General features: G+C 37.6%; 13 protein-coding genes. 5 read left to right on the forward strand and 8 right to left on the reverse strand.

The window, feature by feature from the left end; all coding sequences use genetic code 11:
• Positions 1 to 553 precede the first annotated feature (553 nt).
• The 5 genes from AC57AW_RS18640 to AC57AW_RS18660 all read left to right on the forward strand — a co-directional run bounded on the left by AC57AW_RS18640 (position 554) and on the right by AC57AW_RS18660 (position 6,662).
• Positions 554 to 1,552 (forward strand): EamA family transporter, encoded by a 999-nt coding sequence (locus AC57AW_RS18640; protein ID WP_496353086.1) that lies wholly within the window; start codon positions 554 to 556, stop codon positions 1,550 to 1,552.
• A gap of 18 nt (positions 1,553 to 1,570) precedes the next feature.
• Complete coding sequence (locus AC57AW_RS18645) at positions 1,571 to 2,599, forward strand: methionine ABC transporter ATP-binding protein (RefSeq protein WP_496353087.1); 1,029 nt, start codon at positions 1,571 to 1,573, stop codon at positions 2,597 to 2,599.
• Positions 2,592 to 3,248, forward strand: a complete 657-nt coding sequence (gene metI, locus AC57AW_RS18650) for a methionine ABC transporter permease MetI (protein WP_105704006.1) — start codon at positions 2,592 to 2,594, stop codon at positions 3,246 to 3,248. Before AC57AW_RS18645 ends, metI begins: the two co-directional genes overlap by 8 nt.
• Positions 3,249 to 3,335: 87 nt before the next feature.
• Positions 3,336 to 4,145 carry a methionine ABC transporter substrate-binding lipoprotein MetQ gene (gene metQ, locus AC57AW_RS18655; protein ID WP_496353088.1) on the forward strand — a complete coding sequence of 270 codons (810 nt, stop codon included), beginning with the start codon at positions 3,336 to 3,338 and terminating at the stop codon, positions 4,143 to 4,145.
• Between the two features lie 306 nt (positions 4,146 to 4,451).
• On the forward strand, positions 4,452 to 6,662 hold the full coding sequence (locus tag AC57AW_RS18660; protein WP_496353891.1) for a glycoside hydrolase family 3 C-terminal domain-containing protein: 2,211 nt from the start codon (positions 4,452 to 4,454) through the stop codon (positions 6,660 to 6,662).
• A 423-nt stretch (positions 6,663 to 7,085) separates the two neighbouring features.
• On the opposite strand, the gene AC57AW_RS18665 is transcribed toward AC57AW_RS18660, so the two are convergent.
• From AC57AW_RS18665 to AC57AW_RS18700, 8 genes are all read right to left on the reverse strand, one after another.
• Positions 7,086 to 9,272, reverse strand: a complete 2,187-nt coding sequence (locus tag AC57AW_RS18665) for a TonB-dependent receptor domain-containing protein (RefSeq protein WP_496353089.1) — start codon at positions 9,270 to 9,272, stop codon at positions 7,086 to 7,088.
• Between the two features lie 382 nt (positions 9,273 to 9,654).
• Entirely contained in the window at positions 9,655 to 10,206 is a 552-nt protein-coding gene (locus tag AC57AW_RS18670; protein ID WP_496353090.1) for a DUF2652 domain-containing protein, read from the reverse strand.
• Positions 10,207 to 10,264: 58 nt separating this feature from the next.
• On the reverse strand, positions 10,265 to 11,677 hold the full coding sequence (locus tag AC57AW_RS18675) for an efflux transporter outer membrane subunit (protein WP_496353091.1): 1,413 nt from the start codon (positions 11,675 to 11,677) through the stop codon (positions 10,265 to 10,267).
• 17 nt (positions 11,678 to 11,694) lie between these two features.
• The gene (locus AC57AW_RS18680) at positions 11,695 to 14,835 is read right to left on the reverse strand and encodes an efflux RND transporter permease subunit (protein ID WP_496353092.1); all 3,141 of its coding nucleotides are present in this window, start codon (positions 14,833 to 14,835) and stop codon (positions 11,695 to 11,697) included.
• A 9-nt stretch (positions 14,836 to 14,844) separates the two neighbouring features.
• Positions 14,845 to 15,990, reverse strand: coding sequence for an efflux RND transporter periplasmic adaptor subunit (locus tag AC57AW_RS18685; protein ID WP_496353093.1), 1,146 nt, complete (start codon positions 15,988 to 15,990; stop codon positions 14,845 to 14,847).
• Between the two features lie 218 nt (positions 15,991 to 16,208).
• On the reverse strand, positions 16,209 to 17,123 hold the full coding sequence (locus tag AC57AW_RS18690) for a helix-turn-helix domain-containing protein (protein ID WP_318848831.1): 915 nt from the start codon (positions 17,121 to 17,123) through the stop codon (positions 16,209 to 16,211).
• Positions 17,124 to 17,199: 76 nt separating this feature from the next.
• Positions 17,200 to 17,946 carry a metallophosphoesterase gene (locus AC57AW_RS18695; protein WP_496353094.1) on the reverse strand — a complete coding sequence of 249 codons (747 nt, stop codon included), beginning with the start codon at positions 17,944 to 17,946 and terminating at the stop codon, positions 17,200 to 17,202.
• Between the two features lie 110 nt (positions 17,947 to 18,056).
• The gene (locus tag AC57AW_RS18700) at positions 18,057 to 19,445 is read right to left on the reverse strand and encodes an MFS transporter (RefSeq protein ID WP_496353095.1); all 1,389 of its coding nucleotides are present in this window, start codon (positions 19,443 to 19,445) and stop codon (positions 18,057 to 18,059) included.
• Between the last annotated feature and the right edge of the window lie 98 nt (positions 19,446 to 19,543).

Consider the following 19,543-nt stretch of genomic DNA (forward strand, 5'->3'; position numbering starts at 1 on the left):
TTACAGTGAACTGAAATCCTGTGCATTTAACTAGTTTAATAAATGCAAATGCTTCATTTCGGCCAACATCGTTTTATCATACGTTTAAATAAGAACACAAAACCGCCTTTACACAATTCTTAAAAATATCAGCTTATTTTATCTTTTCCACAACATCAATTAAGATGTAATTTCAGTATTACTTGAATTAAAAAATATAAAACGATTATATTATTTTTAGAATCAATTAAAAAACAAAATACGCAATCAATTCATTATTAACGACTTAATTCATTAACAATAAATTAATATTCAAAAAGCCTACTTTTTTAGTGGACTAATAAAAATTATATTATATATTTGCAAACGTATTCAGGAAATAAAACAAAATGAGCACAGAACTAAAGAATAATTCAACAAGTAAACATACCATCAAAAATATGATGAAGGATATCTGTATGCCTATGCATCAAGAATACTGTGGTTGACCTTACTTTTATTTAAATATATTTTAAAGGCTCTACCACGGTGTAGAGCCTTTTTCATTGAACACAACAACATCAAAAAAATAAAAATGAACAATTCTAAAAACAAATGGTTGATTCCATTGGCTTTTACAAACATCTATGTGATATGGGGAATTACGTTTTTAGCTATTTCATTTGGCTTAAAAGGTTTTCCGCCATTTATTCTTTCAGGATTAAGATTTCTGGTTGCCGGAATTCTGATGATAGGATATCTTCTTTCTAAAGGAGAAAAAGCAAACTCTCTGATCAACTGGAAGAAAAATGCAATTACCGGTATTCTAATTCTTACCGGAGGAACAGGGCTGGTAGCCTGGGGAGAACAATATGTAACGGCTCCTGAGGCAGCAATTTCTATTGCAACCGGACCATTTTGGTTTATTGCAATCGACAGAAAAAACTGGAAATATTATTTCTCAGATAAATTTATTCCGATCGGATTGGCCATTGGATTTGCAGGATTAATTATGTTTCTAAAAGGCAGCGTACATTCGAATGCAGCTCATGCTATTGCTGACGGAAACCTTCGTATCACCGCATTCATAGTATTGGGATTAAGTTCCATCGCATGGGTACTTGGTTCTCTATATTCAAAGAAAAATCCAGCTTCCCAATCTACCTTTATGAATATTGCTCAACAGCTTATAGTAGCGGGATTAGCTTCTTTTTTAATTTCTTTTCTAAGAAAAGAATGGACTGATTTTTCAGTTGCTGCTGTTCCATTATCGGCATGGTTTGGAGTTCTGTTTTTGATCTTCTTTGGATCGATAGTCGCTTATTTGTCGTACATTTGGCTTCTGTCCGTAAAACCCGCTGCCTTGGTAAGCACCCACACCTATATCAATCCTATTGTAACAGTGATTGCAGGTTGGATTGTTGCCAGCCAAAGCATCAATGGAGGTCAGCTGTATGGTTTATTCATCATATTGCTGGGAGTACTTCTAACGAATGTCACCAAGTATTTCAGACTTTCAAAACGGTCAAAGGTAAAAATCAGAAGAGTAAGAAGATTTTTTAACAGAGCAGGCAGACCATATCAGCCTATTTAAACAGTATACAAAATCAGAATGATAGAGATCAGAAACATATCGAAAACATTTCACCAGAAAAAACAGTCCTTTAAGGCACTGGATAAGGTGAGTTTAAATATAGAGAAAGGAGATATTGTAGGAATCATCGGTTTTTCGGGCGCAGGAAAAAGTACCCTGATCCGTACAGTCAATTTACTGGAAAGACCGGATGAAGGGCAGATTATTATTAATGGAAAAGATTTTACCCAGCTCAATTCTAAGCAACTGGCTGAGGAACGTAAAAAAATCGGGATGATCTTCCAGCATTTTAACCTTCTTTCTTCGAGAACTGTTTTTGATAATATAGCGCTACCTCTGGAACTGGATCATAGCAGTAAGGATGAAATCAAAAGAAAAGTCAATGAATTACTGAAGGTCGTAGGGCTTGAAGATAAAGCCAATGATTATCCAAGAAGTCTTTCAGGAGGGCAAAAACAAAGGGTAGCCATTGCAAGGGCCCTGGCCAATGATCCTCACCTTCTGCTTTGCGATGAAGCAACCAGCGCACTGGATCCGGCTACAACGCAATCTATCTTACAGCTTTTAAGAGATATCAATCAGAGACTGGGAATTACCATCCTTTTAATTACCCACGAAATGGAAGTTATCAAAGCGGTCTGCAACCACGTTGCAGTGATAGACCAAGGAAAATTATTAACAAAAGGAACTTTAAGCGAGATTATTTCGGACAAAGAGAACCCGATAATCCGGCAATTTATAAATTCAGACATCATGACCCTGCCACAGGAACTCAACAACAGACTACAGAAAGAACCCAAAGAAGGTTTATTTCCGCTGGTCGAAATAGAACTTAACGAAAACATCACTGTTGAACAGATTCTTTCAACGCTATACAATCAATATAAAATCCCTTATAAACTTTTAAAGGCTGACGTAGAATATTTCGGAAATTCCAATTTTGGAAAACTTCTGCTGCAACTTCAGGGTGAAGAGGAAGAAAACCAACAGGCGATCTATTATTTCAACCAAAATAAAATTCAAAATACAGTAAAAGGATATGCTTAGTGATACGGTAATTGCCCTTTTGGCAAAAGGAACCTGGGAAACGGTTTATATGACATTTTTATCCGGATTTTTTGGATTTGTGCTGGGTCTTCCGGTAGGAATCATGTTATTTTTAACCAGAAAAGGACAACTGCTGGAAAATGTGGTCTATCACAGAGGACTATCTATTCTGGTTAATATTTTTCGTGCTATTCCTTTTATTATTCTGATTGTGTGGATGATTCCTTTTACCAGAATTCTGGCTGGAACTTCTATTGGAGTAAATGCAGCTTTGGTTCCGCTAAGTGTGGGTGCAGCCCCGTTTATCGCGAGACTTGTTGAGAATAGTCTTATTGAGGTTCCTCATGGTCTTATAGAAACGGCAAGAGCCTTGGGAGCTTCTCCTTTACAGATCATTAGAAAAGTATTGCTTCCCGAAGCGCTTCCTTCCTTAATCAATAATGCAACGATCACTTTGATTACGCTTGTAGGATATTCTGCAATGGGTGGTGCTGTAGGTGCAGGCGGACTTGGACAGGTTGGTTATCAATATGGTTATATCGGTTATGATATTGTCATTATGAATACGGTATTGATTCTGCTTGTTTTGCTGGTCTTCATTATACAATTTGCGGGAGATCGTTTATCAAAAAGTTTTGACCACAGATAGTTAAGTTTGAGGGTTTGAGAATATAGAAAGTTATTAATCTAGTTATTTTCGTTCTCTGTCTTCATCCATTTTAAATAAAAAATTAGAATGAAAAAAATAAAGATTTTTGGTGTATTAGCTGCTGGAATACTACTGTTCAGTGCTTGTTCGGGAAGAAAAGATGATCCGAACTTTATTCGTGTTGGGATCACTTATGGTCCTGAACAGGAAATTGCGGAGGTTGCCAAAAAAGTAGCGAAGGATAAATATAATCTTGAAGTGGAACTTATTCCTTTTAATGATTATGTAGTTCCCAATGAAGCCCTGACAAATGGAGATATTGATGTCAATGCTTTTCAGCATCTTCCTTATTTGACAGAACAGTCCAAGCAGAGAGGATACAACCTAGTACCTGTTGGAAATACATTTGTCTATCCTATTATAGCGTATTCAAAAAAGATTAAAAATATCAGTCAGCTGCAGGAAGGCAATACGGTTGTTATTCCCAATGACCCAACTAATGGAGGACGTTCTCTGCTTCTTCTACAGAAAGGCGGTCTGCTGAAATTAAAAGAAGGTGTAGGACTTCTGCCAAAAGTAACAGATATCACAGAAAATCCAAAGCAGCTGAAAATCATGGAGATTGAGGGTGCACAGATCCCAAGGGTTTTAGATGACAGAGATGTTGTTGTAGGGATTATCAATAACAATTTTGCCGCTCAGGCAGGATTAGATTCCGAAAAACAGGGAATTCTTGTGGAAGATAAAGACTCTCCGTATGTAAATCTGGTAGTGGCCAGACAGGATAATAAAAACAGTCAGAAAGTAAAAAACTTTGTAAAAGCCTACCAATCTCCTGAAGTGGAAAAGAAAGCCAAAGAAATTTTCAAGGGTGGAGCCGTGAAAGGATGGGATTAATGAGTGAGAGGGTTTCGAGATTCGGGATACGAGTTGGAGAATTTGAGGGGTTTAGGGTTTGAGAGTGTGTAAGGATAGTTTTTTTGCCTTGTATGCTTCTCTTCACTTTTTCATTCTTTACAAATAAAAATATTCAACAATAAGCTGTCTGCAAATATGTGGACAGTTTTTTTATTCATTAAAATTTATTTTCTCAATTTGAGATAATAAAAATTTTCTTTACTTTTGTTTTTAATCAAATAGAAAGGCATCATGTTAAAGAAAACCGTCATTATAAGTTTATTCACCTTTATTTCTGCTTCTTATATGGCTCAGACTAATAATACCCTTCCCGTTTATTTAGATGAATCCAAACCTGTAGAACAGCGTATTCAGGATGTATTATCAAGAATGACTTTGGAAGAGAAAGTGGCAATGCTTCATGCACAGTCAAAATTCAGTTCACCAGGCGTTCCAAGATTGGGAATTCCGGAATTCTGGACCACTGACGGTCCTCACGGTGTACGTCCGGAAGTAATGTGGGACGAATGGGATCAGGCCGGATGGACCAATGACTCTATCATCGCCTACCCTGCCCTGACTGCTTTATCCGCAACATGGAATAAAAAAATGTCATGGAATTATGGTAAAGCTTTGGGTGAAGAAGCCCGCTACAGAAAAAAAGATATTCTTCTGGGACCTGGAGTGAATATTTACAGAACTCCGCTGAACGGAAGAAATTTTGAATACATGGGTGAAGATCCTTATCTGACTTCAAAAATGGTGGTTCCTTATATTAAAGGGGTGCAGTCTAATGGAGTAGCAACTTCTGTGAAACATTATGCTCTGAACAATCAGGAGATGTTCCGTCATACGAGCAATGTGAATGTAGATGACAGAGCGCTTTACGAAATTTATCTTCCTCCCTTCAAAGCTGCGGTGACGGAAGGTGATTCATGGACAATCATGGGGGCTTACGATATGTACAAAGGTCAGTATGCCAGCCAGAATAAATATCTGTTAAATGATATTTTAAAGAAAGAATGGAATTATAAAGGGGTTGTAGTCTCCGACTGGGGCGCTGTAAACAACACGGAACAGGCGATTCACAACGGTCTTGATCTGGAATTCGGTTCATGGACCAACGGGCTTTCTGCCGGAACTAAAAATGCCTACGACAACTACTATCTGGCAAAGCCTTATCTTGACCTGATTAAAGCTGGAAAAGTAGGCACTGCAGAACTTGATGATAAAGTAACAAGATTGCTTCGTCTTGCCTATAAAACTACGATGAACCGTAACAAACCTTTTGGAAATATTGCTTCTGAAGAACATAAAGCGGTTGCAAAAGAAATTGGTGAAGAAGGAATCGTTCTCTTAAAAAACCAAGGAAATATTCTTCCTATTGACCTTAATAAAGCTAAAAAAATAGCGGTTATTGGAGAAAATGCCATTAAAATAATGACTGTGGGTGGAGGTTCTTCATCATTAAAGGTGAAATACGAAGCTCTTCCTCTGGATGGAATAAAAAACAGGTTTGGAAAACAGGCCGACGTACAATATGCGAGGGGTTATGTAGGAGATATCGGAGGTGAATATAATGGGGTAAAATCCGGGCAGGATTTAAAAGATACCCGTTCTGAGGCCGAATTACTGAATGAAGCTGTAGAATTAGCAAAAAAATCAGATTATGTCATTTTTGTAGGCGGATTGAATAAAGCCGACTTCCAGGACAGTGAAGGAAACGACAGAAAAAGCTACGGACTTCCTTATAATCAGGATCATGTGATCTCTGCTCTGGCAAAAGCGAATAAAAATCTTGCTGTTGTTTTGGTTTCCGGAAATGCTGTAGCTATGCCATGGATTAAAGAAGTTCCCACCGTTTTACAGTCGTGGTATCTGGGTTCTGAAGCGGGAAATTCTATCGCCTCTATTCTGGCAGGTGATGCAAATCCGTCAGGAAAACTTCCGTTTACATTTCCTGTAAAACTTGAAGACAACTCAGCCCATCAACTTGGAGAATATCCGGGACAGAAAGATGAATTGGCAGCAGGAAAAGGTAAAGATCAGAAAAATCCTATCAACATTACTTACAACGAAGGTGTTTTTGTAGGCTACCGCTGGCATGATACTAAAAATATAAAACCTCTGTTCAGTTTCGGACATGGGCTGAGCTATACAACTTTTGAATTCGGAAAAGCTAAAGCAGATCAGACCACCATTTCACAAGATGGTAAAATTACGTTTACAGTAACGGTGAAGAATACGGGTAAAAAGGCAGGTGCTGAAGTCGTCCAACTGTATATCAGTGATTTAAAATCATCAGTTCCACGTCCCGCAAAAGAATTGAAAGGTTTTGAAAAAGTATATCTGAATCCTGGAGAACAGAAAGAAGTTACTTTTACCATTGATAAAACGGCTTTAAGTTTCTTTGATGCTCAAAAACATGACTGGGTAGCTGAACCGGGAGATTTTGAAGCACTTATTGGAAATTCTTCGGATGCCATTAAAACAAAAGTGAAATTTACACTTAAATAAACTGAGAGTTAAGAGTATAAACTCTATTTAATAATTATTTGATAGAATGCAAACAGATTCCAAATTGGAATCTGTTTTTTATTACCCCAGACCACTCCATTTTCTCTATGCTCAAATTACGAAATCTGTAAGTTGTTATTTTTTTAACGCAAAAAGAACGCAATTCTTTTGGAAATAATTTTATGAAAAAAAGTTCGCAAAGGCGCTACACTCAGCTGAGACAAATACCCAGTTGCTAAACGAAGTGCCGCTGCGACCGAAAAAGTATATAATGTAATTCAACTTTGCGAGCATTGCGTTAATACAGCAACTAATCTTCTACACTTTATGTGCGCCTTCTGATAAACCATGTGTTTATATGGTTCATAAAAAAGCAGATTCCAAATTGAAACCTGCTTTTATTTTTATCTGATAAATTTTAAATTATTTTCCGCCACCGCCGTTTTTCTCTACATCGGTTTTGGTATTTTCTTTTACCTTCTGGTTTCCGAAACGCTTCACAAACGTAAGAGAAACTCCGTACCAGTCCCATTTTGAATATTCTCTGAAAGTTCCATCCTGGCTATAAGTTGTGTTATCTCCATAAGGTCTTTTAAAAATATTCATCAGCTGCATACTCAGCTCCATTTGGGTTTTTGGGAATATTTTAGTGACTGAAATATTGTGGAAAACATTGGTATTGTTCGCATATGAATTTCCGTTGTTCTGATTGGCAAGTTCCACCCACGCACTCAGGTTAATGTTTTTATTGAACAGATTGGTATAAGAAACATTCGCAGAAGCTCCCCAATAGCTGATGTAATCTTTAGCTCCTAACTTGTTTTTTTCATTAAAATCTTTATTATTAATATAGTACCATCCAAATCCTGCATTGACGTTCAGCTTATTTTTCAGGAAGTTCTGATTGGTATTGGCAAAAAGGTAATATTTTTCAACTTTTCCATCAAAGTTCCCTGGCAGCGAAACTGTTCTCCCATTTTCCGTTACATAAGTCGTCCAGTAATCCTGATTGGTATGCATATACCTTGCAGAAATAAAATACTTTTTCAGAATTCCGAATTTCAGATAAAGCCTGTCATTAGGATTGGGGTTCAGATTAAGATTTCCTCTGGAATAGGTACCGTTAATTTCAGGCATCACGAAAGGATTAAACTCAGAATACCAAGGTCTCCAGATGCTTCGGTTATAGGTAAGACTTAAATCAAACTTCTCAGAAAAACTATACTTCAGCAATAGATTGGGAAGAAAAGTTCCATAAGAATCTTTTCTCTCTGTACCTGCTACATCCTGTGTTACTTTATAATCAATATATTCATATCGGATTCCGACTCTGGTTTCCAGTTTTTCAAAAAATGTTTTGCTGTAATTTGCATATAAAGAGCTTAAATGATCTTCATAATGGAATCTGTCATTCTTGGATAGATTGGCGTATTCTGGTGTACCATTATCAATACTGAATCCATAGAGCCTATTAGGAATAACATGGTTGTTCAATTCAGTTTTCCCTCCTACTTCCATGGTACCTCCTGTTTTACCAAAAGGATGAGTATAATCAATTTTCAGATAATAATTACGCATTTGGTTGCTACTGATAACTCCCAGCTGCTGGTTGGTAATCACCCCCTGCTTATTAATTTGTTTGTCAATCAAATTATCATTGTTATCGCCTGAATAATTGGTTCCCAAATTAACATCTAAAATCCTGTTCTTTTCTTTATCATAGTATTTGTAGAAGGCATTAGTTCCTAAATTTCGGCTGAATCCCCAGTTATTCTGGCTCTGGCGAAAAGATTCACCGGGATCTCCGTCTTTTGTCGTCATCCCATCGGATTCTGCTGAAAGTAAATTTCTGTTCTGTGAATATTCCAGCACAAATCCGAAATTATTTTTATCATTGATTTCAAATTCTGAAGTAGAGGAAAGAGAAGGGCTTTCATTTCTCATTAGGTTTTCAAGATTGAACTGGGTGAGCTTATTGCCTTCAAACCGGTTATCCCAGGTCTGTGTTTTCTGCACATAATTTCCGCTGTTGTAACTTCCTATAAAGGTTTGGGTAAACTTTTTCTTATGGTAATTCAGGTTAAAATTTGTGTATTGTGAATTCTTGGTACTTTGTCTGTTGTTCAGGGAGATGCTTCCTTTCAATCCTTCATCATCTCTCTTTTTCAGAACAATATTGATGACGGAACCTGAAGTTTCATATCTTGATGAAGGACTGGTAATCACTTCAATCTTCATCAGGTTATCAGCAGGAATGGTTTTAAGGTATTCTTTTAATTCCTTTCCTGTAAAAACAGATTTCCTATCATTGATGTATACCGTAACCATCTGTCCTTCAGCTTTTACATCATCATTATTGTCTATGCTTACCAAAGGGGTCATTCTAAGAACATCCCATGTTGTATTTCCTGCCAGAATTGCACTGTTAGCTACATTAAATACAGTTCTGTCTACCTTAGATTCTACGGTCGGTTTTCTGGCAACCAGAGTAACCGCTTCTATTTCTTTTGTATTTCCTTTTACAGTATCCTTTACGGCCGGGGTCTGAGCCTGCTGAGCCATTGCAAATGAACCTGCTAGTATTGCTATTGGAAATAATATTACTTTCATGTGAAATTATAGTTTTTCTATAAGACCATTATCTTCACAAGTTTGTTACATCAAAAAGTAAAAAAAAATAAAATAAATACTTAATTCCCAATAAGATATAAATTACAAACCCAACCATAAATTTAAAAACAGTGAAAAATTTTCAATAAATCAGTGTAATAAAAATCACATCCATAATAAATATTCTTAAAAATATATTTTATCTGTAAATTAAATTTTATTAAAAAAACTTTACAATTTGTCATGAATGCGTGAATCTTTTATTGTGAAAATAAGTAGTTCATGATTCAAGTTTCAAAATTCTTATCAATAAAAAAGCCCGGATCTCACCCGGGCCGCTAGCAATAGCAAATTTACAAGGAATAATATTAAAAAATATATGCTAGTTTAAATTTTCAAAATAATGGATAACCCCTACTTCAGGCAGACGACGCGGATCCTTATTAAAATCAGACTCCTGATTTTTGCTATTTTCCAGAAAAGAATTGCTGAAAAGAGCGTAAGAAGGCTGTTCTGCCAGTCCGTTTTTAAAAAGCTGATGGGCTTCCACAATGGTTTTCCCATATAGCTTTCTGAAGTTTCCAATATTATACTGTGAAAAAGAGCCGTAATGAACAATAAACTTGAGAGCCAGATCAATATTGGTACTCAAGCTCTTACTCAGCTCTTCAATTTTCCTGTTGAACGCACTTCTCATCTTCCACAGCATTTTTGAAATACTCTGGTAAGACGGATTTTCATCATAACGGTAAAATAAAATGGCATCACCCTCAATCTCTGAAATTTCAAAATACTGATCGTTCACATCAATCAGTGTAGACAGTAACTGTCTTACAATATACTCACCTGTATACAATTTTGTATTGAACACAAATTCGGTAAATCCGCTGAAATCCGGAATTAAAATGATCCCCTCCTGTATATTTGTCTTCATAATGATATGGATTAAAAACCTGCTTCATCATTACAGACGAAGCAGATTCAATTTTACTTTATTGCCACCCGCCTCCTACAGAACGGTAAAGCGCTGTTATAGCATTCAGTCTCTGAGTTTTCAGAGAAGCCAGTTCCAATTCTGCCTGAAGTTTATTAGATTGTGCAATGATCACCTCTACATAAGTTGCTGAATTATATTTAAATAACAGATCAGCTTTCTTCACTGCTTCACCTGATTTCAAGGCCAGCCCTTCTGCAATTTTCTGCTGTTCTTCCAGTTTCTGGATCTGAATAAGTGCATCTGAAACTTCGGCTACCGCTTTTAAAACAGATTGTTTAAAGTTGAGTTCCGCCTGATCAGCCACTACTTTAGACTGCTCATACTGTGTTTTCAACTGTTTTCCATTTAAAATTGGCTGAGCTACAGCTCCTGCCACCATTCCGAAAAGTGATCCCGGAACACTGAACCATTTACTGATCTGAAAAGCATTTACACCGCCCTGCGCTGTAATATTCAATGAAGGATACATACTCATTTTGGCAACATGAATTGCTGCAGCACTCTTTCTTACCTCAAGTTCGGCCGTTTTAATATCTGGTCTGTAGCTTAATAATTCTGAAGGAACTCCTGCCGCCAGATGATCCGGAGACTTTACATTGTTCAGGCTTGCACTTCTTTCAATTTTCCCGGGCATTGAACCCGTCAGCAGGCTCAAAGCATTTTCCTGGGTTGTCACAGAGCTTTCAATCGCAGGAATTGATTTCAAGATCTGATCTTTCACAATTTCCTGCTGCTGTACAGCCAAAGCTGTTGTTAATCCCAATTCCTGCTGTTTCGTCAGAAACTTCAATGTATTATCAGCATATGCCAGATTAGATTTTGTAATCTCAAGCTGCGTATCCAGCATCAGCAGGTTATAATATCCCTGCACTACAGCAGACACCACTTGTGTTTTTACCGCCTTTGCTGCTTCCTGCGTTTTCAGATATTCTGCTAATGCCTGTTCTTTTCTTCCTCTGATCTTACCCCAGATATCTGCTTCCCATGAAAAACTAAGCGAAGTTGTATAATCTTCCATATACCTTTTTCCCATGAACTGTCCGGCCATCATCCCGTTCATACTATTGTCTGAAGGGCGGTTGATATTAGCATTGGCAGAAGCACTGATTGTCGGAATATTAGCCCATTTACTTTGAGTATAAGCCAATGATGCAAATTCTATCTGCTTTAAAGCTACCTGAAGATCATTATTCTGCACCATCGCTTTATCTATTAAGCCTATAAGAACCGGATCTTTGAAAAAGTCTTTATAACTGATCTTAGCAATATTCTCCTCTTGTCCCGCAACAATGCTATCACTTCTGAAAGCTTCAGGCATTTTTATTTCAGGCTGTTCATATTTCTGAACTTTACATGAAATTGCTGTCCCTGAGACCAATGCGATATATGCTATATTTTTAATTTTCATTTTTAAAATCATTTGAATTAATATTCCCAATCCGCATCTGTAACTACCTTTCCGTTGATTCTCTCATGCAAAGCCTGGAATACCACAAAAAGAACCGGAACCACAAAAATTCCTAAGATCGTTCCGAAAAGCATCCCTGAAATGGCCGCATACCCGATAGAATGGTTACCCATTGCTGAAGGTCCTACCACAAAGATTAATGGCAGCAATCCTGTAATAAATGCCAGAGAGGTCATCAAAATAGGACGTAAACGGGCTTTTGCCCCTTCTACAGCGGATGCAATAAGACTCTTCCCTGCTCTACGTCTTTGGATGGCAAATTCCACGATAAGAATACCATTCTTCGCCAACAATCCGATCAGCATCACCAAAGCAATCTGTACGTAAATATTATTGGATAATTCTGCGAATGTAATTCCCACAAACACTCCTGATAAACCTACCGGAATCGCGATCAATACCGCTAATGGAAGGATATAACTTTCATATTGTGCAGATAAAAGGAAGAATACAAATACAATACACAATCCGAAAATCATTACTGACTGTGAACTGGAACCTGCTTCTTCACGGCTCATTCCTTTGTAATCGTAGGTATATCCCGGAGGAAGTACCTGCTTACTCACTTCCTCAATTGCAGCCATCGCCTGTCCTGTGCTATATCCCGGAGCCGCCATTACCGTTAAGTTAGATGAATTAAACAAGTTGAAACGGTCTACCACTTCAGCTCCCGTTACCTGCTTCAGGCTTACCAGCGTGTTGATAGGAACCATTTGTCCTAAATTATTTTTAACGAAAATTCCGTTCAGGGATTCTTTATCCTGTCTTGTTTCCGGAGTAGACTGTACCAAAACTCTGTAATATTTCCCGAATCTGTTGAAATCCGAAGCCTGAATACTTCCGTAATATCCCTGCATTACTCCCAGTACATCAGAAACATTCACTCCCAACTGTGCAGATTTCACTTCATCTACAAGTACTTCAAACTGAGGATAGGTAACATCGAAAGTGGTAAACGCTACCGCTACTTCCGGTCTCTGCATCAAAGCTCCCATCATTCCGTAGGAGATATTTCCTAAATTCTGAAGTTCTCCGTTGGTACGGTCCTGAAGCACAAGCTCCATCCCACTGGTATTTCCGAAACCGTCTACCGTTGGCGTATTGATGACAAGGAAATTGGCTCTTTTGTCTTGAGAAAGCATTCCCTGAGTCTGTCCGATGATATCATTGATGTTATTAACAGCCCCTCTTTCGCCTCCTTTTTTTAATTTAACGAAAATAGAAGCGGCAGAAGATGACATGGAACCACTGAACAGGTTTAATCCGTCTACTGAAATTACTTTGTCCACGGCAGGATTTTTCATCAACAAATCTTCTGTATCGGAAACTACTTTTGAAGTTCTGTCCTTTGATGCTCCCGGAGCAAGGTTTGCCGTTACAATAATGAAACTCTGGTCTTCATCCGGAATAAATCCTTTAGGTGTTGTCATAGACATCCATGCAAACAATCCTCCGAAAGCTACAATAATGATCAGAGCCACCCATTTTCTTTTTAAAAGGAATAAAACAGCTTTCCCGTAACGGAATGTCAATTTATTAAAGCTGGCATTGAATCCTGCAAAGAAACGGTCTTTGAAATTCATTTTTTCATGCGTTCCCGGATGGTGTTGTTTTAAGAATAAAGCACATAAAGCCGGGCTCAATGTTAATGCATTGATCGCTGAAATCACAATTGCAATTGCCAATGTGAGTGCAAACTGCTGATAAAATAATCCCGTAGAACCACTCATAAAAGCCACCGGAACGAATACCGCAGACATGACCAGGGTGATAGAAACAATAGCTCCTGTGATCTCACTCATTGCCGACATCGTAGCTGCTCTTGGGTTCAGTTTTTTATGCTCCATCTTGGCATGCACAGCCTCTACAACCACAATAGCATCATCCACTACAATACCAATCGCCAATACCAAAGCAAACAACGTCAGAATATTAATAGAGAATCCGAAAACCTTCATAAAGAAGAACGTTCCTACAATGGATACCGGAACTGCAATAGCCGGAATCAAAGTGGAGCGGAAATCCTGAAGGAAGATATATACCACAATGAATACCAGAATAAATGCCTCTATCAAAGTATGAATAACCTGTTCTATGGATTGATCCAGCGCTTCTTTTGTAGCGTATGGAATTTCATAATCCATTCCTTCAGGGAAAGACTTTTCCAATTCTTTCATTCTCTCCTGAAGAGCGATCTGTACTTCATTCGCATTAGATCCTGCCATCTGGAAGATCGCCATCGTTACCGAAGCTTTTTTATTATAATTGGAAGAAACCGTATAACTGTAAGCTCCAAATTCTACCTTAGCAATATCTTTTAGCTTTAAAACAGAACCGTCATTCAACGCTTTGATGGTGATATTTTCATATTGTTCTGGTTCTGTAAATTTTCCTTTGTACCGAAGAACATATTCCATGACCTCTTTACTTCTTTCTCCTAATCTTCCGGGTGCTGCTTCCAGGTTTTGGGTCTGAATGGCACGGGAAACATCGGATGGCGTAAGGTTGTATGAAGTCAGTTTATTCGGATCAAGCCAGATACGCATAGAGTAATCTTTATTTCCGTATACCATGGCATCTCCTACTCCTTTTACTCTTTTCAGCTCCGGAACAATGTTGATTTTTGCATAGTTTTCAAGGAAAAGATCGTTCATCTTTCCATCTTTACTGGTCAGGGAAACCATTGCAATCATACTGTTCTGTCTTTTCACCGTGGTGATTCCCGCCTGAATAACCTCTGCAGGAAGCTGATTGGTAACCTGAGCTACCCTGTTCTGCACGTTAATCGCTGCCTGATCGGGATCCGTTCCCAGTTTAAAAATAACAGTAATGCTCAATGTACCGTCATTACTCGCTGTAGAAGTAATATAGTCCATATTTTCCACTCCGTTGATTGCGTTTTCTAACGGAGGTGCTACAGACCTCGCGATTGTTTCAGCATTGGCTCCCGGATAAGCAGCCGTTACCATAACGGTAGGAGGTGCAATGTCCGGAAATTTGGTAATCGGAAGGCTTACCATCCCGACAATCCCCAGTATCACAAGCAATACGGAAATAACCGTTGCCAGTACGGGTCTTTTTATAATTTTCTTTAACATGATTTCTTCTTACGATTTTTTCTGTTGAGCATTTTTCTTTTGTGCCACGACAGGAGTTCCCGGCTGTAATCGGTCAAAACCGCTGGTGATATATTCATCTCCCGCTTTAATACCTTTGGCTACAATGAAATTATCTCCGGCTTTTCCGTTCACTTCAATAGGAAGCATTGCTGCTTTCCCACCTTGAATGGTAAACACAAACACTTTATCCTGAATGGTTCTGGTAGAAGCAATAGGAAGTAAAATAACATTGCTATAGAACTGATCCAGTACAATTTTCCCGGTATTTCCGCTCCTCAAAAGCTGGTTTGGATTGTTGAATTTTGCTCTTAATGTAATAGATCCGGTTGTTTTATTAAACTGTCCTTCTACGGCATCAATCTTTCCTTTTTCAGCATATTGCTCACCGCCGGAAAGTAATAATGATACTGCCGGAGTATTTTTGATCACCTCATCAATACTGCTTCCGGTGTATTGTTTCTGGAAATTATTAAAATCATTTTCGCTCAAACTGAAATACGTATATACCTGATGAATATCTGACAATAACGTAATTGGGTTCTGATTCCCCGGCGTCATCAAACTTCCCAAACGATAGTTGAATCTCCCGATAAATCCGCTTACAGGAGCTTTGATGGTAGAGAAATTAAGATTGATTTTCGCAGATTCAATAGTGGATGTAGATTGGCTTACAGCTCCTCTTGCTCCATTGTAAGCAGCTTCAGCCTCTTTCACCTGAATTTCTGAAACCATTTTGTTTCTGAACAGTTCTTTTTTCCTGTCCAGATCAATTTTAGAGGTTGAAAGAGTAGCCTGAGCGGTGATCAAAGCAGCCTGAGCACTTTTCAGCTGCTCGCGGAAAACCTGATCTTCGATTTTAAACAAAGGCTGCCCTGCTCTCACAAAGTCTCCTTCATCCACATAAATTTTGCTTAAATATCCTGTTACCTGAGGTCTGATTTCCACATTGGAAACCCCTTCGATAGATGCTGCATATTCTCTGGAAACAGAAGCGTCTCCCTGAGTCACTTTTGCAACAGGCAATTCCGGTGCCTGCTGCTGATAGCCTTGGTTTTGATTGCCTTTTCCACACCCCGTCAAAACGATCAGTGAGAGGAAAAGAAGGGTTGATTTTTGAATAAAAAATCTTTGCATAACAATAGTCCTTTTAAATTTTCCGGACAAAAATCGAACGAAAAAAGTTGAATAGGATTATTCAAAAAACTCCTTGTTTTGTCAAAAAGACTCCTTATTTTTAAAAACATGAGAAATATCATTCATAGACAATATAAATGAATCTATTTGTTATTTTTAATCGAAATTATAGTTGAAATTTGGTTAAAAGACGTCTTAAAATTATAAATCACTCATTATCAATACAAATCATCCTTTCTGTATTCCAAAGGAGATCTACCCACATGTTTTTTGAAAAATTTACTGAAAGACGCATGATCTGAAAACTTCAGTTGTGATGCTACATCAGCAATATTCAGGTTAGGATTTCTTAGCAGCAATCTGGCTTCTACTGCTAAAACCTGATGAATAATATCTCTGGGGGATTTGAACACCGTTTTATTAATGACCTTCGTAAGGTATTTTCGACTGATAAAAAGCTTATCGGCATAGAACTGAACGTTGTGTTCTTCTTTAAAATGGCTCTGAACCAGCGTAAAAAAACTTGTCGTCAACTCATCTTCTCTATTGGTCACCTGATGAGGTTTTTCTGTTTTCTTGAAATAATTATCAATTTCATAGATCACCAGCGAGAAGTGATGCCATATCATTTCATTGAAATAATAATTGTCTTTTTCCTTATCATTCAACACCTTAAGTTCATCGAGATGGAAATTCAGCTTCCTGTATACATCCGGTTCATTCCTGATAATATGGGTAGGATCTGATGAAAGGCTCTTCAGAACATTATTTGACTTATAATTAAAACCTGCATCAGAAATAAAATTCAAGGAAAAGAAAATATATTTAGCATTGTAATCTTCCGTAATTTCATCCAGCCAAAAAGTTTCCAACATCGGACAAAACACGATATCACCTTTGGACACCTGATAACTTTTATCATCTAATCTGAATGTCACACCTCCCTTCTGTATCATAAAAATGCAGAAATAATCTGAACGGTAGGGAGTATTCGGTTGTATTATATAATCAGCTTTGCCGATTTCCATCACCACAAATTCCTTGATTCTAAGATCAAATTCCACCTGCTGCAACACTTCATCAAAGGCTAACTGCGAAACAAAATCAGATTTTGGCTGGGATTTTTTAGACATTGGAAAGAAAATTAAACACGAAGATAGTAATTAAGGTCAAAAAATTAAAAATACCAATAAGTGAATAATTCTTTTGTTAAACAATAACGATCAACTCTTTATCATATCCATTGTATTTTTCATCTATATAACCGTGAGGATTACAGATGATTTCCGTCTCTTCAATTTTATATCTGCATGGGGTATGAATATGTCCGTGAATCCAGTATAACGGCTGATATTGTGTAATGAGATCTTCCAGATCAGAAACATAGGCCGCTGTTAAAGGATCTTCTTTATAATGTTCCGGAACAGATTGGAGACTGGGTGCATGATGGGTAACGACTATATTTTTAAGTCCTTTTGAATTTTCAAGACTTTCTTTTAACCATTCCTTTGAAAACTGATGGATTTTGAAGGTATCCAGTGTTCTCATTCTGGAATAGGAAGGATCTCTCCTGATCATTTTATAATCATTCATTTTAGACTGGCAAAGCATTCCGTACTGAACAGGATTCCCAAAGATGGAAAAATCCGTCCATAAAGTGGTACCATGAAAGCGAATGCCGTCAATATCTACAAATGAATTTTCCAACACATGAACATTAGAATTTAAAGCAACTTCCCTGATCTTATTGAGTGTTTTCGGATAGGAACCTTTATAGTATTCATGATTGCCCAAAACATAAATTACAGGTTTATCGGGAATTGCTTTTTTAATCCATTCAATTCCTTTGGTTCCCAAATTGACATCACCTGCCAAAATAACAATATCAGAATGATCAAAACATAATTCCGTACTCCCAAATTCCCGGTGAAGATCGCTGATGACCTGTATTTTCATGATGTATTATAAAAAAACAAAGGTAATGAAGTGAAGCGTAAAGACAAAAAAAGAACCGATACCTAAGCACCGATTCTTCGTCATATAGTTTGTGTATTTTTAAATCCTTATTATGAAACGGCTACTTCTGCCTGTTTTACTTTTATGCTTTTCAATATAAAATAAAACAACATTCCAAGCGCCAAAAGAGCATAACCGATTAAAATAATCAGATTCAGACTTCCTACTGAAAACTCCGAAGGAAAAATCTGGCTCATTAAAGTCATGAATGACAATCCGATCCCAGCACCCAAAAAGTAACTTGTAGAGCTCAAACTTGATGCCAATCCGTAATGGGAAGGTTCAACATCCTGGATTCCCATTACTGAAAGCGCAGTAAAACAGAATGTCATTCCTACTCCTGAAATGCATGCTGCTCCCAATAAAACTACAGCTAACGGATGTCCAGTGTAAACGGAGATCAACAGTGACAATCCTCCCATCAGCATAAATAGCCATCCTAAAACTCCCATTTGAGAAGAGCTCAGGCGTTTTGATATATGAGGCAAAATAAATTTAGCTGTCAGAGCTGATATGATACTGAACGGTACAAGCATTAATCCTGCAGAAGCAGCGCTGTAGCCCATATCTTTCTGAAGCATCAGTGAAATCAGGAATAAAAACCCGATAAAAAATGCACCCAACATAAAGAATACGGCATTGGAAATCACTAAAGATTTATGTTTGAATAATTTTAAATCAACCAGAGGCTCAGCAACAGATTTCAATCGGTAATACACCATAACCAGAAGTAAAACTGCCAGAACTAAAGAACCTATAACCAGGAAAGGCTGTTCTTTAATATGGACTAATTCGTGGGTTCCGTAAGTCAGGCTTAACAATCCAAGTACCATCAATATTCCTGAAACCATATCTGTTTTCTGAGTGGTTTCATTTTTTTCATCTGTGGGCAGATAATAATAAGACAGTACAAGTGTTATTAAAAGAATAGGAACATTGATCAGGAAAACCCAATGCCAGCTCAGATAAGTACTGATAATTCCTCCTACGGAAAGACCACTTCCCGAACCAATGGCAGCAAATGAGCTGAAAATTCCGATGGCTCGGTTCCTCTCCTGCTCTCCTCTGAAGGTATTGGTTACAATGGATAATGCTGAAGGCATCACCAGCGCAGCTCCCAATCCCTGCAAAGCACGGAATATTGCCAGCACCTCAAAGTTTTGGGATAGTCCTGCTCCTAATGAAGTCAGCATAAAAATCAGCGCTCCCCATAAAAATATTTTCTTTCTCCCGATCTGGTCTGAAAGTTTTCCTCCAATGATCAGAAATCCTCCAAAAAACAGTACATAAAGAGTCTGTAACCACTGAACAGTTTCTGCTCCGATTTGAAACTGCTGCTGAATAGAAGGAATTGTTAAATTAATAATGGCAATATCCAACGCCTCTACAAATGTTCCTACCGATGCTAATATTAATATTAAATTCTTCCTTGTATCCATGTTTCAAATTTCCTGCAAAATTAAAATTAACAGAACGTATATGAAAATTTAACCTTAAATTTGGAACAATATTAAAAATAACAAATTCTTAAAAGAAC

The sequence above is a fragment of the Chryseobacterium sp. BGA-UO-ETr-SB22 genome, assembly GCF_059567885.1.

What these genes read in the sequence shown, in the direction of transcription:
- AC57AW_RS18640 (WP_496353086.1), top strand. Translation starts at nt 554, where the DNA reads ATGAACAATTCTAAAAACAAATGGTTGATTCCATTGGCTTTTACAAAC.
- AC57AW_RS18645 (WP_496353087.1), top strand. Translation starts at nt 1,571, where the DNA reads ATGATAGAGATCAGAAACATATCGAAAACATTTCACCAGAAAAAACAG.
- metI (WP_105704006.1), top strand. Translation starts at nt 2,592, where the DNA reads ATGCTTAGTGATACGGTAATTGCCCTTTTGGCAAAAGGAACCTGGGAA.
- metQ (WP_496353088.1), top strand. Translation starts at nt 3,336, where the DNA reads ATGAAAAAAATAAAGATTTTTGGTGTATTAGCTGCTGGAATACTACTG.
- AC57AW_RS18660 (WP_496353891.1), top strand. Translation starts at nt 4,452, where the DNA reads ATGGCTCAGACTAATAATACCCTTCCCGTTTATTTAGATGAATCCAAA.
- AC57AW_RS18665 (WP_496353089.1), bottom strand. Translation starts at nt 9,272, where the DNA reads ATGAAAGTAATATTATTTCCAATAGCAATACTAGCAGGTTCATTTGCA.
- AC57AW_RS18670 (WP_496353090.1), bottom strand. Translation starts at nt 10,206, where the DNA reads ATGAAGACAAATATACAGGAGGGGATCATTTTAATTCCGGATTTCAGC.
- AC57AW_RS18675 (WP_496353091.1), bottom strand. Translation starts at nt 11,677, where the DNA reads ATGAAAATTAAAAATATAGCATATATCGCATTGGTCTCAGGGACAGCA.
- AC57AW_RS18680 (WP_496353092.1), bottom strand. Translation starts at nt 14,835, where the DNA reads ATGTTAAAGAAAATTATAAAAAGACCCGTACTGGCAACGGTTATTTCC.
- AC57AW_RS18685 (WP_496353093.1), bottom strand. Translation starts at nt 15,990, where the DNA reads ATGCAAAGATTTTTTATTCAAAAATCAACCCTTCTTTTCCTCTCACTG.
- AC57AW_RS18690 (WP_318848831.1), bottom strand. Translation starts at nt 17,123, where the DNA reads ATGTCTAAAAAATCCCAGCCAAAATCTGATTTTGTTTCGCAGTTAGCC.
- AC57AW_RS18695 (WP_496353094.1), bottom strand. Translation starts at nt 17,946, where the DNA reads ATGAAAATACAGGTCATCAGCGATCTTCACCGGGAATTTGGGAGTACG.
- AC57AW_RS18700 (WP_496353095.1), bottom strand. Translation starts at nt 19,445, where the DNA reads ATGGATACAAGGAAGAATTTAATATTAATATTAGCATCGGTAGGAACA.